This window comes from Sphingobium sp. LMC3-1-1.1 (assembly GCF_040676285.1).
Classification (GTDB): domain Bacteria; phylum Pseudomonadota; class Alphaproteobacteria; order Sphingomonadales; family Sphingomonadaceae; genus Sphingobium.
This window is the reverse complement of sequence record NZ_JBEGHQ010000001.1, coordinates 173941-188948: the sequence shown is the minus strand read 5'-3', so window position 1 is coordinate 188948 and position 15008 is coordinate 173941. Positions and strand designations below refer to the sequence as shown.

The following is a 15008-nucleotide window of genomic DNA, read 5'->3' as shown; positions in this document are numbered from 1 at the left end:
TATGTGCGCGGCGATCATGGCAACCAAAATTCCCGAAGCGCCGAAGGTCGGCATGGTGTCGCTGGGCTGTCCCAAGGCGCTGGTCGACAGCGAGCGCATCCTGACCAAGCTGCGTTCCGACGGCTATCAGATGTCCGCCGACTATGCCGGCGCAGACGTCGTGCTGGTCAACACCTGCGGATTTCTCGATTCGGCCAAGGAAGAATCACTTGAGGCCATTGGGGAGGCGATTGCGGAGAATGGCCGCGTCATCGTCACCGGCTGCATGGGCAATGAGGCGGAACTGATCCGCCAGAAATTCCCGCAGGTGCTGGCCGTCACCGGCGCGCATCAATATGAGGCGGTGGTCAACGCCGTCCATGAAGCCTCCCCCCCCATCCCCAACGCCTTTGTCGACCTGGTGCCTGAGGGCGGCCTGAAGCTGACGCCGCGCCACTACAGCTATCTGAAGATTTCAGAAGGGTGCAACCACCGCTGCTCCTTCTGCATCATTCCCTCCCTGCGCGGCGATCTGGTCAGCCGGCGCATAGACGCCGTGCTGCGCGAGGCGGAGAAGCTGGTGCATGCCGGCACGAAGGAACTGCTGATCATCAGCCAGGACACCTCGGCCTATGGCGTCGACACGCGGCATGAGGCGCGCCAGTGGAAGGGTCGCGAGGTGCGCGCGCACATGACCGACCTGGCGCGCGAACTGGGCCAGCTTCGCACCGCGGAAGGCGCGCCGCCCTGGGTCCGGTTGCACTATGTCTATCCCTATCCCCATGTGGATCAGGTGATCCCCTTGATGGCCGATGGGTTGCTGACGCCCTATCTCGACATTCCGTTCCAGCATGCCGCCCCTTCGGTGCTCAAGGCCATGAAGCGCCCGGCCAACGAAGCGAAGGTGCTGGACCGCATCCGCAAATGGCGGGAGATCTGCCCCGACATCGCGATCCGTTCCTCCTTCGTCGTCGGTTTTCCCGGCGAGACGGAGGCGGACTTCGATTATCTTCTCGAATGGCTGGACGAGGCGCAGCTCGACCGCGTGGGCGCCTTCCGCTTCGAGCCGGTTGAGGGTGCCGCGGCCAACGACCTGCCAGGAGCGATGCCGGAGGAGGTCAAGGAAGAACGCTATCAGCGGATCATGGAAAAGACCGCCGCCATCTCGGCCGCCCGGTTGCGGGCAAAGGTCGGACGCGTGCTCCCCGTCATCATCGATGAAGTGGGCGAGGCGGACGAAGACGGCTCCGTCGGCGCCACCGCGCGCAGCCAGGCCGATGCGCCGGAAATCGACGGCAACGTCTTCCTGCGCGATGTGGACGCAGGCCTGCAACCCGGCAGCATCCTCAACGTCCTGATCGAGGATGCGGACGATCACGACCTTTACGGCGTCCCGGCGGAGTAAGTCACCAGCCTGCCTGTTCCCGCCGCAATGCCTTGCGCATCAGGGCGCTGCCGCGAAGGCGTCCTGATATTCGGTCTTGATCGTCTGCCGCATGGCCGCGTCGACCGGCAAGCCGATCTCATAGCTGCCCTCCGCATAAGGACCGGCGCTATAGGGGCCGATGACGACGGTCACCGCGTCGATCAGCTTGCCGTCCTTCGATGTCGGCACCAGCACCTGCTGCATCGGGTCGATACATTTGCTGAAATCGTCGTCGTCGCTGCGCTTGACCGGCGCTCCCCGCTTTTCGGCGCGGGCCTTGTCCAATGCATCGCAGAAGCGGCTGCGGATGGCAGCCGCGAAGGCGGCTGGCGACGTCATCAATGCCGTGACCGCCGTCTCCCGCTTGCGCGCCTTGTCCCACAGCAGGGCGTCATAGCCCGTCATCCCGTGCGCGCCGCCGGTATAGACATAACTTTCCGACTGGAGCGCCAGGAAGCGCGGCGTATCGGCGGCCACCTTCCAATGGGTTTCAAGCGAATGCGGCCGGAAGGGATAACCTGACTCCCTGGCGGCCTTCTGGTCTTCGCGCGCCATCTTCATGGCGTCTGCCTTGCCGACCGTCAGCGCCTGGCCGAATTTCTCGACCAATGCGGGTATCTGCGCCGCCTGTGCAGGATAGCTATAGGCGAATTCGAGCAGGTCGGTCTTTTCCTTCCGGTCAAATGGCTGCGCGGCCGGCGGCGGCTCCGGCTGGCCTGACATGCGGTTCGCAAAGTTGCTGGCCGCGACATCATTGCCCGGCAAAGCGGCCTGATCGGCATTTTCCGCGTCTCTGGATGGCGAACAGGCGCACAGCAGCAGGGCTGCCGCGACCGGAAGCCCTGCCCTTGCCCTCCCCTTGTTCCGACGCATCAATGAACCTTGGCTGCCGCCATGCACCGTTCACTGATCGCCTTGCGCGTATAGCTGCTCTGCAGCGCCGCTCCAGCATTGGGCCAGCCTTCCGCGATCAGCGCCTGCTCCACCGCATGCGCGCCGTCGAAGCGCCCGCTTTCCGCCAGCGCATAGGCACGGGCGCGCAGCGCCTGAAGGCGTCCATCGTCACTGTGCATCATCACGTCTCTCCTTGTTTTAACACCGTTCAATCTATGCCTGCGCTCCGCCCGACGCAAATGATAGCGTGATCGACCGAGGCGCCCGGACGACGAAAGATTGCGCTTTTCTTAGCCGCCGGCTTTCTTCAAAACACATGACATGAACGATTTTTCCGACCTGCTGAAAGCCGACAACAATCAACCGGCGCGTTCGATCCGCATCGTGGATGCGCAAGGCCTGGAAAGTTGGCTGGGAAGCCAGCCCGAACGCGTCCGCGCGCTGGCGACTGCCCAGAAATTCAGGGGCAAGCCGCATGAATTCGCCATTCTGCCCGGGGAGGAGACGGCCGATTGGTCGGTGGTTGCCGGCGTCGCGTCCGTCGGGAAGCTGGGCCCATGGTGCCTTGCCAAGCTGGCGGAGGCCTTGCCCGAAGGGGCCTATCGGCTCGCCGAGGGGGCGGCGGGCGCGGCAATGCTGGGATGGCTGACCGCGCAATATCGCTTCGACCGGTATCGCAAGGAGGAAAATGGATCGGGCGCGCGAGTGCTGCTGACGACCGAGGTGGCGCAGATCGACGCGGCCACCCGCCTGGCAGAGGCGGTGGCGCTGGTCCGCGATCTGGTGAACACGCCGGCCGCGGACATGGGCCCGGCTGAACTGGAAGCCGCGACCCGCAAGGTGGCGGAACGCTTTGACGCCCAGTGCAAGGTGACGAAGGGGGACGCGCTGGAGCATGGCTTCCCGATGATCCATGCCGTGGGCAAGGCGGCGGACAAAAGCTGCGCGCCGCGCCTCATCGAATTGCACTGGGGCGACGCCCGGCATCCGAAGGTGGCTGTCGTCGGCAAGGGCATCTGCTTCGACAGCGGCGGCCTGGATATCAAGCCGTCCTCGGCCATGCGGCTGATGAAGAAGGACATGGGTGGCGCGGCCCATGCGCTGGCGCTGGCGCAACTCATCATGGATTCGCGCCTGCCGGTCAGGCTGCACCTGCTGATCCCGGCCGCCGAAAATGCCGTTTCCGGCAATGCCTTTCGGCCCGGCGACATATTGCGATCGCGCAAGGGGTTGACGGTGGAGATCGGCAATACCGATGCGGAGGGACGGCTGGTGCTGGGCGACGCGCTGACGCTGGCGGAAGAAGAAAAGCCCGAACTCGTGATCGACTATGCCACGCTTACCGGCGCCGCGCGCGTGGCGGTGGGGCCCGACCTGCCCGCCCTGTTCGCCAATGACGATGCGCTGGCCGCCGATATGGATGCCGCCGGCAAGGTGGTGGACGACCCGACATGGCGCCTGCCCTTGTGGGACGGCTACGCCGAAATGCTGAAGTCCGATGTGGCGGACATCAACAATGCGGGCGAAGGCGGATTTGCCGGGGCGATCACCGCCGCGCTGTTCCTCAGGCGCTTCGTGCCCGACACCGTGCCGTGGGTACATCTCGACACCTTCGCCTGGCGTCCCGCATCACGGCCGGGCCGGCCCAAGGGCGGCGAAGCTTTGGGGCTGCGCGCGGCATTCCATATGCTGCAGGCGCGCTACGGTCATAAAAAGTAAAAAGAAAGCGATTGGCAAGGCCGTTACGCAACCGGATTGGCCATCGTGCGTTACGGGGTCATGGATGCCCATTCCGCACAGAATGAAGCCGCAGAGCTGAACCGCCCGGGCCTAAAACCGCTTGGTCAGTGGATGCGCACCCTGGTCGATTATGTGCGATCGGGCAAGCCCGACCTCACCAACCGGCAGATGGCGCTGATGCTGACCGTCTATATCGGCGCCGGACCGCATACGGTGCGGGGACTCGCGGAGGCGCTGAACGTCTCCAAGCCGGTCATTACCCGCGCTCTCAACAAATTATCGGCGCTGGGCTATCTGCGGCGCGAACGGGATTCCACCGACCGGCGGAATATTTTCATCACCCGAACGTCCAAAGGGGCGGATTTTCTTGACGCCTTTCACCATTTCATCGCAGGAACCGGCCGCGATGAACGCCTCAACCACTCCTCCGCGGAACGCACCGCCTGAACGTATCCGATTCAAGCTGGACGGCCGGTCGGTCAAACTGGATACGCGTATCCATGCCGCGCGCGGCGACCTTGCCGATCTGGCGCTGGCGGGCGTGCTGTTTTCCGCCCATTATGCCCGCGCCGTAGAGCTGACCTGCGTCGCCGCCGGTACGCCACTGCTGGCGTCCGACACGCCCAAGGCGCAGGCGGTCAGTGAATTGCTGCGCGGCGAAAGCTTCCATGCGCTGGACATGACAGCCGAATGGGCCTGGGGCTTTTGCGGACATGACGGCTATGTCGGCTATGTCCGGCGAGAGGCGCTGGACGCACGGGAAGTGATCAACAGCCGCGTGATCACGGGAACGGCGCCGCTGTTCAGCGCCCCTGACATCAAGTCGGCCATCGCCGATTACTGGCCGCGCGGGGCCCAGTTCGCAGCAGAAGCGCAGGGCGACTTCTTCGCCTGCGCGGAAGGCTTCGTACATCGGCGCCATGCCGCCGCCCTGGACGCGCCGGCAAGCGACTGGGTTGCGGTCGCGGAATATTATCTGGGCCAGCCCTATGTCTGGGGCGGACGCGGGCATCGCGGCGTCGACTGCTCCGGCCTGGTCCAGGTGGCGCTGGGCCAGTGCGGGATCAAGGCGCCCCGCGACACCGACCTGCAGCGCGAGGGGATCGGCTCCCCCCTCGCCCCCGATGCTCCGCTTCGACGAGGGGACTTCATCTTCTTTCCTGGCCATGTCGGCATCATGACCGACGAACATAATATGATACATGCCAACGCCCATTGGATGAGCGTGGTGATCGAACCCCTGGCCGATGTCGTGGAACGGCTGGCGGCGGATCATCCGGAACCCGTGACGGCGCGGCGGAGAATTGGCGCATGACTTATCGGATTTTCGTCGACGGCGGCGTCGGCACAACGGGTCTGGAAATCAATGAACGGCTGGCGGGGCGTCCCGAGCTGTCGATCATCACCCTGGACGATGACAGGCGCAAGGATGCCGCCGCGCGCAGGGACGCGCTGAACGCGGCGGACATCGTCATCCTCTGCCTGCCCGACGACGCCGCGCGCGAAGCGGTGGCGCTGATCGACAATGACCGGACGCGGGTGATCGACGCCTCGACCGCGCACCGGGTAGCGGATGGCTGGACCTATGGCTTTGCCGAACTGGAACCGGGACACCGGGAAAAGCTGGCATCCTCCCGCTTCGTCGCCAATCCGGGGTGCTGGCCGACCGGCTTCCTCGCGCTGGTGAGGCCGCTGGTGCTGGCCGGCCTGCTGCCCGCCGACTGGCCAGTGAGCGTGTCTGGCGCGTCCGGCTATTCCGGCGGCGGCAAGTCGATGATCGCCGAATATGAAGGCGCAGAAGGCTCGCCCAGCGCATTCCGCCCCTATGGGCTGGGCCTGGCACACAAGCATGTGCCGGAAATGCTGCGCTATTCCGGTCTGCAGCACCCGCCCGTCTTCGCGCCGGCTGTCGCCAACGCCTATCGCGGCATGATCGTGGAAGTGCCATTGCAGTTGCGCGCCCTGCCGGGCGCGCCTTCGCTGGTGGACGTGCATCAGGCGCTCTTGGCCGCTTATGCGGACTCGCCGATCGTCAGCGTGGAAGCGCTGGAAGACAGCCTGGCAATGACGCAGGTCAGGCTGGAGCATGTCGGCGCGACCGACCGGCTGGCCCTGTTCGTCTTCGGCAATGCGTCCGCCGGCCAGGCAAGGCTGGTGGCGGTGCTCGACAATCTGGGCAAGGGCGCGGCCGGCGCCGCCGTGCAGAACCTGAACATATTGGCAGGTCTGCCGGAAACGGCCGGACTACGCCTCTAGGCCTGCGGCGCGGCGCCTCGTTCCCGTCTGTCAGGCTTTACCGACATGCCGGGGGCGAGTCTCGCGCCGCCCGGGATCAATGGATCGTGCCCAGCGCCCCTTCATGGGTGAGCAGCACGATCAGTCGCTCGATCTGCCGCCAGTGGCAGAATCGGATATGGTTGCCGAGGTCGCGGCTACGGTCCGCCCGCGCCGCCGCTTCATAGCCCGCATTGTCGCCGAACATCGACATGAGTTCAGCCGCGTCCTCATAGCTCTTTCGATTCGAAAGATATGGCATGTTCATGACAAAGCCCCCCAAAGTCCCCACCCTGACGGTCACGATCCCGTTTCAATCTTCGTGCCAGCCGCAGGCATTGACGGCGCATCGCAGTTGACGAGGGTGAACGCCGGGTTAGCCAAGTCCCACTGTGGCACAGCTATCCCGCGGCGGGACGATCCTGTCCTGAAAAGACGCAAGGGGGAAAGCACTGGCCATGCTCTCGTGCGCGTGGCAAGGACCGGCGCATGACCAAGTCCAGAAAAGAACCGATCGGCGCGGGCGCCATTCTGGCGCTCACCATTTTGGGAGGCACCATCGTCGGCGGCCTGCTGGGCCAGCCGAGCATCGGCCTGCTGGCTGGCACGGCGCTGGGCATCATCATCGCCGTGCTGCTTTGGCTCTGGGACAGGGGAAAATAGCGGCGCGTCCGACATCTGGGCGCCTTGCCACCATCCCTGCGCCAGCATAAACGATAGGCCATGAAGAAGCATCTGATCGCGCTCGCAATCCTTGTTCTGGTGGTTTTCGCCGGCCTTTTCCTCTACTTCGCGCAAGGTGACACGGCACAGCTTCCCGCTGGTGCGGACGTCGGCAAGGAGCCGGTCTTCACCAGCCCGAGGAGCGAATTCATCCCGACCATCAATGTCGCGGATGCAGCCCCGTGGAAAGGTGGGGAGAAGCCGATTCCGGCAAAGGGCCTGAGCGTCGATCGCTTTGCGGACGGGCTGGATCATCCACGCTCCATGCTGCGCCTGTCCAATGGCGACGTGCTGGTGGCGGAAACCAACAGCGCGGCACGACCGACGAGCGGCATCGTCAACCGGGTGATGAATTATCTGATGAACAAGGCGGGCGCAGGCGTACCGTCCGCCAACCGCATCACCCTGCTGCGCGATGCCGACGGCGACGGCCGGGCGGAAACAAAGACGGCCTTTCTCACCGGGCTCAACTCTCCCTATGGTATGGCGCTGGTCGGGGACACGCTCTACGTCGCCAATACCGACGCGCTGATGGCCTTTCCCTATAAGGAAGGCGATACCAGGATCACGGCCAAGGGGCGCAAGATCCTGAACCTGCCAGCGCAGGCGCCCAACATGCACTGGACGCGCAGCCTGGTCGCCAGTCCCCAGGGCCTGCTCTATGTCGGCGTGGGCTCCAACAGCAATATCGGGGAAAATGACCTGGAGACGGAGGCCAATCGCGCCGCCGTGCTGGAGGTCAATCCGAAGACGGGCGCTTATCGGATCTACGCGGCAGGCCTGCGCAATCCGGTGGGCCTGGCCTTCGAGCCGAAGAGCGGCGCGCTTTGGGGCGTGGTGAATGAACGTGACATGCTGGGCAGCGACCTTGTGCCCGACTATCTGACGCGGGTGGAATTCGGCGCCTTCTATGGCTGGCCGTGGAATTATTGGGGTGGTTACGAGGACCGCCGCGTCCAGCCGCAACGGCCGGAAATTCGGGAATATACCAAGCGGCCGGACTATGCGCTGGGCAATCATGTGGCGCCGCTCGGCCTCAGCTTTGCCGACAAGATCACCCTTGGCGCGCCCTATGCGAACGGCGCCTTCGTCGGGCTGCACGGCAGTTGGAACCGCAAGCCCGCGGCGGGTTACAAGGTGGTTTTCGTGCCCTTTGCCGACAATGGCGAGGTCGGCAAGGCCAAGCCCATCGACGTGCTGACGGGCTTTCTGGGCACAAAGGGCGAAGCGCATGGGCGGCCCGTCGATGTTACGGCAGACGCCAAGGGCGCCTTGCTGGTGAGCGACGATGTCGGCGGCGTCATATGGCGGGTGACGCCAGCCAGCTAAGCGGGCGGAGCCATATTGTCGCGTCGTCACAAGCGAAAAGCCGGCTCCCCCCCTTTTCGCGCTCTGGATTCCTTGGTTCGCCGCGATTTCTTGACCAGCGATCGGTTCCGATCGCTTGGAAATCGCTCTAGATGTTCATCCCGTTACGGCCCGCCAGCTCAACCACATATTGCCAGGCGACGCGCCCGGAACGGCTGCCGCGCTGGGTGGCCCATTGGATCGCCTCCTTCGGGTCGAAGCTCAGCCCAAGGCGTCCTGTATAGCCGCTGACGATGGCGACATAGGCATCCTGGTCGATGGCGTGAAAGCCCAGCGACAGGCCGAAGCGATCCGACAGCGCCATCTTGTCGTCGACCACGTCGCGCGGATTGACGGGATCGTCCTGCTCCGAGAGATGGCGCGGCACGATATGGCGACGGTTGGACGTGACATAGAGGCGCACATTGGCCGGACGGGCGGCCGTCCCCCCCTGAAGCAGCGAACGGAGCGCGCGCGCATCGCCAACGCCATTTTCATCGAAGCCAAGGTCATCCAGGAACAGGATGAACGGCCGCTGCGTGTCGCGCAGCAGGACGAAAAGCTGAGGCAGACTGGCAAGTTCGTCTATCGCGCATTGCAGCAGGGCAATGTCCTGCCCTTCCCCCTGGAGCTTACCGACGACGGCAGCAACGACCGCCGACTTGCCGGTTCCTCGCGCACCCCACAGCAGCACGTCATGGGCCCCATGACCGGCTGCATGGCGGCGGCTGTTTTCCAGCAGCGCCTCCTTCTGCGCGTCGATGCCGGTCAGCAGCGCATAATCCACCGGTGCGAACGCCTCCACCGGACGGATCGTCGCCCCATTCCACACATAGGCGGGCGCGGATGCCAGATCGGCGGAAGAAGCGGGCGGCGGCGCGATCCGTTCCAGCGCTTCGGCAATGCGGGTCAGCAGGGCGTCGTTCATGGTGCCTTCGCTTAGCGCCCCTCCCCTTCACGGGCAAGCGCGGCGCCGATGTCATTCTTCTGTAGCAATGGCCTTTTACTGGCTGACATCGGGGCCTATAGCGCTGGGGTCGTGACTATCCCAAATCCTGCCTTTTCCACCCGCATAAGCCGCTATGGCAGCGAAGCGCTGCGCGAGGCGGCTTTGCTGATCCGGGCCGGCGAACCCGTCGCCGTTCCGACGGAGACGGTGTATGGGCTGGCTGCCGACGCGACCGATTCCCATGCGGTGGCTGCGATTTACGCCGCGAAGGGACGGCCCAGCTTCAATCCCCTGATCGTGCACGTCGCGGACCGGGAAATGGCCGGGCGCCTGGCGGAATTTTCGCCCGTTGCGGACGCGCTTGCCGATCGCTTCTGGCCCGGCGCCCTGACCATGGTCCTGCCCGTGCGCCCGGATGCCGGGCTGTCGCCGCTGGTGATGGCGGGGCTGCCCACCGTCGCGCTGCGCCTTCCGGCCCATCCGGCGATGCGCGCACTCATCCGGGAGAGCGGCCGTCCGCTTGCCGCGCCATCCGCCAATCGCAGCGGCTCGATCAGTCCGACGCGGGCCGAACATGTGATGGCCAGCCTCAACGGCAAGATCCGCATGATCCTGGACGAAGGGCCGACAAGCGAAGGACTGGAGTCGACCATCGTCGCGCCGGAAAGCGACTGCCTGCGCCTGCTGCGTCCTGGCCCGATCACGGCGGCGATGCTGGAGCAGGCAAGCCGGTTGCCCATGGTGACAGGTGCGGGCAAGGCGAAGATCGAAGCGCCCGGACAGTTGGAAAGCCATTATGCGCCTTCCAAGCCGGTCCGGCTCGATGCGCTGAAGGCGGAGAGGGATGAATATCTGATCGGCTTCGGCCTGATGCCCTGCCATGTGAATCTCAGTCCCGACGCCGATCTGCGGGAGGCGGCAGCACATCTGTTCGCGGCGCTGCATATGGCTGATGCCAGCACTGCGGAGCGGATCGCGGTGGCGCCCATTCCCGATGAGGGGATCGGCGCCGCGATCAATGACCGGCTGCGACGGGCAGCGGCCTGATCATATGATCTGAGCGCCCGGTTCCTTCACGCCATCACCCGCAATTGTCATAACCCGCGTCGCGGCATTCCCGGCGACGGCGTTCTTCCTCCTTCTTCCGCTCACGGGCTTCGCGCGCTTCCTGCTTGCGCATCTTGCGGCCGTAATTGCGGTCGGCCTCTTCCTGGCTGGTCGTGCTCCAGTCGACAACCTGGCTGCCGGCCCGTACCGGCGCGGTCACGATATTCGCCGCCGTCCGGGCAATGCAGCCCGGCAGGAACAGCAACAACGCCGGCGCCATCCATGATCCGATCTTGTTCATCTTTCTTCCCCGGCTTGCCTTTCCGGCCAGCTTAGAGATGCAGGCCGTCAGAGCAAGCCGGGCGCGACGAACGGTTCAACCCTTGATCCGCTGGGCAAAACCCTTGCGCAGCTTGGCCAGCTTGGGCGGGATCACCGCCATGCAATAGGGGTTCCGGTCGCCCACCCGTTCCCAATATTTCTGATGATAATCCTCCGCCGGATACCAGGGCGCGTCGGCTTCGATCGCGGTGACGACGGGATTGACCTGATCCGCCTGCGCGCGCTCGATACCGGTCTTCGCCGCTGCCGCCTGTTCGGGCGAATGGGGGAAGATCGCCGAGCGATATTGGGTACCGATGTCGTTGCCCTGGCGGTTCAGGGTCGTCGGATCATGGGTCGCGAAGAAAATGTCCAGCAGGTCGCCATAGCCGATCACCGCCGGATCATAGGTGATGCGGATCGCCTCGGCATGGCCGGTCGTACCGGAACAGACCTGTTCATAGGTCGGATTGGGCAGCCCACCACCGATATAGCCGCTTTCCACGGCCTTCACCCCCTCCAGATTCTGATACACCGCCTCCGTGCACCAGAAGCAGCCGCCAGCGAGGGTTGCGATCTCTTCGGCCATATGCGCGTCCTTGTCCTGAATTGGCCGCCAAGATAGGAAGGGTCAGCCTGCTGTTCCAGTCTGCCGCATCGCTGCCTCGGCCTTCGCGCGTTCCTCGGCCACCAGTTCCTTGCGGGACAGCTTGCCCACCAGCGTCTTGGGCAGGTTGAGGCGCACTTCCACCTCGCACACCTTCTCATGCTTTCCCAATTGCGGGTTGAGCCATTCCCTGAGTGCAGCACCGTCGATCTCCGCCCCCTCCTGCAGGGTGACGAACGCCTTCGGGCACTCCCCCCGATAACGGTCGGGAATGCCGATCACCAGCGCCTCCTTGACCGCCGGATGATGGTACAGAACCTTCTCGACCTCACTGGGGAAAACCTTGAAGCCGCCCACGGCAATCATGTCCTTCAGCCGGTCGACGATCTTCACATAGCCATCCTCGTCGATCAGCCCGACATCGCCCGTGCGCAGCCATCCGTCGACGAACACTTCCCTGTCGGCATCGGGTCGTTGCCAATAGCCCTTCATGATCTGCGGTCCGGCAAAGACCAGCTCGCCCGGTTCGCCTTCGGCCGGCGCGCGCGTGGGATCTTCGCGGTCGACCAGCTTGACGCGGGTTCCGGGCACCGGCTGTCCCACGGTCCCTGATTTGTTGAGCCCCTCATAGGGGTTGGAGCAGACGACCGGGCTGCTTTCGGTGAGGCCATAGCCCTCGACCAGCTTCGAGCCTGTCATCGCCTCGAACCGCTGCTTGACCTCCAGCGGCAACGGTGCGCCGCCGGAAATGCACAGGCGCAGGGAGGAAAAGTCGATATTGGGCGTGGCGGGATGATCGAGCAGCGCCTGGTACATGGTCGGCACGCCAGGCAGCGAGGTCGCCTTCGTCCGCTGCAGCGCAGCCAATACCTGCGTGCCGTCGAACCGGGGCAGCATCACCATCTCGCCGCCGTTCAGCACCGTGCGGTTCAGCACGCATGTGTTGGCGAAGACGTGGAAGAAGGGCAGCACAGCCAATATGCGATCGGGCGCTTCAGGATGAGGATCGATCAGGCGGACCTGCCGCGCATTGGCGGTCAGGTTCTGATGAGTCAGCATCGCGCCCTTGGGCCGTCCGGTCGTGCCGCCAGTATATTGCAGCAGGGCGATATCCTGCTCCGGATCGATCGCGACAGGCGCGGGGTCTTCGCCATGGCGCAGCAGGTCGGCATAATGGGTGATGCGCGGATCGTGCGGGACCGTTGCGGTCTCCTTGCGCTTGAACAGGCGAAACAGCACCGATTTGGCGGGCGGCAGGGCCTCCGCCACGCAGCCCACGACCAGCCGTTCCAGACTGCTGTTGTCCAGCACCTCCAACGCCGTAGGCAGCAGTGCGCTGGCCGACAGGGTGAAAAGAATCCTGGTGCCGCTATCCTCGACCTGGTGCTCCAGTTCCGTGGCGGTGTAGAGAGGGGAATAGTTGACGACCGTGGCACCGGCCATCATCGCGCCATAATAGGCCGCGACATAATGGGGGACGTTGGGCAGGAACAGGCCGACGCGATCGCCCTTTCGAATGCCCAAGTCCTGCAATCCGCGGGCCACTCGCCGGATGCTGTGGAGCATTTCGCCATAGCTCGTCTTGCGGCCCATGAAGTCGATCATCACCGCCTGCGGATTGGCCGCGGCGCTGTTCGCCACCATCTCTACCATCGACAAGGGCGGAAAGGTCTGCTCCCAGGCAGAGGGATGATTATAGCGGGTTTCCCAGATTTTTTCGCTGCTCTCCATGTGTACATGGTGTAAGTTACACCTTCCCTTTACGCAAGCGTAAAGCACGGCAAAAGGGCCACGCACTCTGCCAAGGCGTGGCCCTCTTTCCAGCCGCTGCCCTCGTCGCTCCGCACCAGGCGGATTGACGTTACGGCATCAAACGTGGCCCTTGTTGTCGCTGAACGGGTCGAGGATTTTGGCGGCGCCCGAAATCAGGTCGGCCTCACTCTTCAGCGCCTCTTCCGCGCGCCGGGTGGCATCTTCGCGCTCGCGGCGCAGTTCGTTGATCAGCGCCTCGCGATCGCCGTCCAGGCGCGAATCGGTCGGGGCTTCGATGCCGGCCTTCTTCGCGGCCTTGGACACCAGCGCGTCCAGTTCCCGCTGCGAACACAGGCCCAGCGTCACCGGATCCTTGGGCACGATGTTGGAAATGTTCCAGTGCGTGCGGTCGCGGATCGCGGCGATGGTGGTGCGCGTGGTACCGATCAGCTTGCCAATGGCCCCGTCAGAGATTTCGGGATGGTTGCGCAGGATCCAGGCGATGCCGTCCGGCTTGTCCTGACGCTTGCTGACCGGCGTGTAGCGCGGCCCCTTGGTGCGGCGGACGGGCTCCGGACCCTTCAGCATCTTCAGGCGATAGTCCGGATTGGTTTCGCCCTTGTGGATTTCCTCCATCGTGATTTCATGGGCGCGCACCGGATCGCGGCCCGTATATTTGGTGCCGGCGGTATCGTCGGCGATCGCCTGCACTTCCAGGATATGCAGCCCGCAAAACTCCGCAATCTGGTCGAAGCTCAGCGCGGTATTGTCGACCAGCCAGCTGGCTGTCGCATGGGGCATGAGAGGCTGGGACACGGGAATTCTCCGGCACTAAAAACAACAAGGGCCGCCCAAGCAGGGCGGCCACGCCCGACCTGAGATAGTGCATCCAGCCCTGTCGGGCAAGGAAAAGCGTCAGGCCGCGCTGTCGAGCATCTGGGGATCGATATTATGAAGGCCGGTCAGGAATTCCTGCGCGCTGCGTTCCCAGCTGAAGCTTCGGCCATAGGCGGCGCAAGCCTGACGGTCGCAGACAAGCGCTGCGGCAATGGCCTGCTCCAGCCTGTCCGACAAGGCGCCGGTTTCGGGAGTGACGATGTCGACAGGGCCGGTTACGGGATAGGCGGCGACCGGCGTGCCGCAGGCGAGCGCCTCGATCATGACGAGGCCGAAGGTGTCGGTGCGGCTGGGAAAGACGAAGACGTCGGCGCCGGCATAAGCGCCAGCCAGCTCGGCACCGAACATCGGTCCCAGGAAATGCGCCTGAGGATAGGCCCTCTGCAGCGTGGCGCGGGCGGGCCCGTCCCCCACGACCACCTGCGTGCCGGGATGATCGCTGGCGAGGAAGGCCTCCAGATTCTTCTCGACCGCGACACGACCGACATAGAGCTGGATGGGTCGCGGCAGATCGGCAAAGATGGCGGGCGGTGCCGCTTCGGGCGTGAAGGCGGTCAGGTCCACCCCCCTGCCCCAGGCGCGGACCTGCGGCAGCCCATGGGCGCGCAACTGCTGCCGCACCGATCGGGTCGACACGAGCACGGCCTCCGCCGGTCCATGGAACCAGCGGATGTAGCGCCAGAACCACCCCGCGGGCAGGCCAGTGCGCTGCGCCACATAGTCCGGAAAATGCGTGTGATAGGCAGTGGTGAAGCGAATGCCGCTGCGCAGGCACCAGCGCCGCGCCGCCAGGCAAAGCGGCCCTTCGGTCGCCAGATGGATCGCATCCGGACGGAAAGCCGATATCATCTGCCCGACCACGCTTGAGCGCGCAAAGGCCAGCCGGATCTCCGGATAGGTCGGACAGGGGATGGATCCGAAGAGATCGGGCGAGATCATCTTCACCTCATGTCCCATCTTCTCCAGTTCCGCCTGCATGGTATGGAGCGTGCGGACGACGCCATTCACCTGCGGAGCCCAGGCGTCGGTCACGATGATGATCCGCATCGGGG

Annotated in this window: 17 protein-coding genes; 8 read left to right on the top strand and 9 right to left on the bottom strand. The window is 64.6% G+C overall.

What is annotated here, in order from left to right:
* Position 1: 1 nt before the first annotated feature.
* Positions 2–1384, top strand: a complete 1383-nt coding sequence (gene rimO, locus MRBLMC3_RS01025) for a 30S ribosomal protein S12 methylthiotransferase RimO (RefSeq protein ID WP_363825225.1) — start codon at positions 2–4, stop codon at positions 1382–1384.
* Between the two features lie 39 nt (positions 1385–1423).
* Here the strand turns inward: rimO and MRBLMC3_RS01020 are convergent, their stop codons facing one another.
* Positions 1424–2278 carry a DUF4163 domain-containing protein gene (locus MRBLMC3_RS01020; protein ID WP_363825222.1) on the bottom strand — a complete coding sequence of 285 codons (855 nt, stop codon included), beginning with the start codon at positions 2276–2278 and terminating at the stop codon, positions 1424–1426.
* Positions 2278–2481 (bottom strand): hypothetical protein, encoded by a 204-nt coding sequence (locus tag MRBLMC3_RS01015; RefSeq protein ID WP_133651710.1) that lies wholly within the window; start codon positions 2479–2481, stop codon positions 2278–2280. The genes MRBLMC3_RS01020 and MRBLMC3_RS01015 overlap by 1 nt, the downstream gene beginning before the upstream one ends.
* Before the next feature lie 139 nt (positions 2482–2620).
* Between MRBLMC3_RS01015 and MRBLMC3_RS01010 the strand changes: the two genes are divergently transcribed.
* Genes MRBLMC3_RS01010 through argC form a run of 4 tightly spaced genes read left to right on the top strand, consistent with a single transcriptional unit; the run spans position 2621 to position 6295 of the window.
* Positions 2621–4018 (top strand): leucyl aminopeptidase family protein, encoded by a 1398-nt coding sequence (locus MRBLMC3_RS01010; RefSeq protein WP_363825219.1) that lies wholly within the window; start codon positions 2621–2623, stop codon positions 4016–4018.
* Between the two features lie 60 nt (positions 4019–4078).
* Entirely contained in the window at positions 4079–4486 is a 408-nt protein-coding gene (locus MRBLMC3_RS01005) for a MarR family transcriptional regulator (protein ID WP_363826580.1), read from the top strand.
* Positions 4446–5354, top strand: a complete 909-nt coding sequence (locus MRBLMC3_RS01000; RefSeq protein WP_363735261.1) for a C40 family peptidase — start codon at positions 4446–4448, stop codon at positions 5352–5354. Before MRBLMC3_RS01005 ends, MRBLMC3_RS01000 begins: the two co-directional genes overlap by 41 nt.
* Positions 5351–6295 (top strand): N-acetyl-gamma-glutamyl-phosphate reductase, encoded by a 945-nt coding sequence (gene argC / locus MRBLMC3_RS00995; RefSeq protein WP_363825216.1) that lies wholly within the window; start codon positions 5351–5353, stop codon positions 6293–6295. The genes MRBLMC3_RS01000 and argC overlap by 4 nt, the downstream gene beginning before the upstream one ends.
* Positions 6296–6371: 76 nt before the next feature.
* On the opposite strand, the gene MRBLMC3_RS00990 is transcribed toward argC, so the two are convergent.
* A complete protein-coding gene (locus tag MRBLMC3_RS00990; protein WP_363826577.1) occupies positions 6372–6575 on the bottom strand; it encodes a hypothetical protein in 204 nt (67 codons plus the stop codon).
* A gap of 227 nt (positions 6576–6802) precedes the next feature.
* On the opposite strand from MRBLMC3_RS00990, the gene MRBLMC3_RS00985 reads away from it, so the two are divergent.
* Complete coding sequence (locus tag MRBLMC3_RS00985) at positions 6803–6976, top strand: hypothetical protein (RefSeq protein WP_166666292.1); 174 nt, start codon at positions 6803–6805, stop codon at positions 6974–6976.
* A 60-nt stretch (positions 6977–7036) separates the two neighbouring features.
* Positions 7037–8365, top strand: coding sequence for a PQQ-dependent sugar dehydrogenase (locus MRBLMC3_RS00980; protein ID WP_363825213.1), 1329 nt, complete (start codon positions 7037–7039; stop codon positions 8363–8365).
* Positions 8366–8492: 127 nt separating this feature from the next.
* Here the strand turns inward: MRBLMC3_RS00980 and MRBLMC3_RS00975 are convergent, their stop codons facing one another.
* Positions 8493–9311, bottom strand: coding sequence for an ATP-binding protein (locus MRBLMC3_RS00975; RefSeq protein WP_363825210.1), 819 nt, complete (start codon positions 9309–9311; stop codon positions 8493–8495).
* 111 nt (positions 9312–9422) lie between these two features.
* On the opposite strand from MRBLMC3_RS00975, the gene MRBLMC3_RS00970 reads away from it, so the two are divergent.
* Positions 9423–10379: an L-threonylcarbamoyladenylate synthase gene (locus MRBLMC3_RS00970; protein ID WP_363825207.1), complete on the top strand. Its 957-nt coding sequence runs from the start codon at positions 9423–9425 to the stop codon at positions 10377–10379.
* 34 nt (positions 10380–10413) lie between these two features.
* Here MRBLMC3_RS00970 and MRBLMC3_RS00965 read toward each other — a convergent pair whose 3' ends face one another.
* The 5 genes from MRBLMC3_RS00965 to MRBLMC3_RS00945 all read right to left on the bottom strand — a co-directional run bounded on the left by MRBLMC3_RS00965 (position 10414) and on the right by MRBLMC3_RS00945 (position 15003).
* Positions 10414–10680, bottom strand: coding sequence for a hypothetical protein (locus tag MRBLMC3_RS00965; protein WP_363825204.1), 267 nt, complete (start codon positions 10678–10680; stop codon positions 10414–10416).
* Between the two features lie 75 nt (positions 10681–10755).
* A complete protein-coding gene (gene msrA, locus MRBLMC3_RS00960; RefSeq protein ID WP_363825201.1) occupies positions 10756–11289 on the bottom strand; it encodes a peptide-methionine (S)-S-oxide reductase MsrA in 534 nt (177 codons plus the stop codon).
* Between the two features lie 42 nt (positions 11290–11331).
* Complete coding sequence (locus MRBLMC3_RS00955; protein ID WP_363825198.1) at positions 11332–13038, bottom strand: long-chain-fatty-acid--CoA ligase; 1707 nt, start codon at positions 13036–13038, stop codon at positions 11332–11334.
* Positions 13039–13176: 138 nt separating this feature from the next.
* Positions 13177–13860 carry a DUF1013 domain-containing protein gene (locus MRBLMC3_RS00950; RefSeq protein ID WP_363735419.1) on the bottom strand — a complete coding sequence of 228 codons (684 nt, stop codon included), beginning with the start codon at positions 13858–13860 and terminating at the stop codon, positions 13177–13179.
* 114 nt (positions 13861–13974) lie between these two features.
* Positions 13975–15003, bottom strand: coding sequence for a glycosyltransferase family 4 protein (locus MRBLMC3_RS00945; RefSeq protein ID WP_363826575.1), 1029 nt, complete (start codon positions 15001–15003; stop codon positions 13975–13977).
* Positions 15004–15008 lie beyond the last annotated feature (5 nt).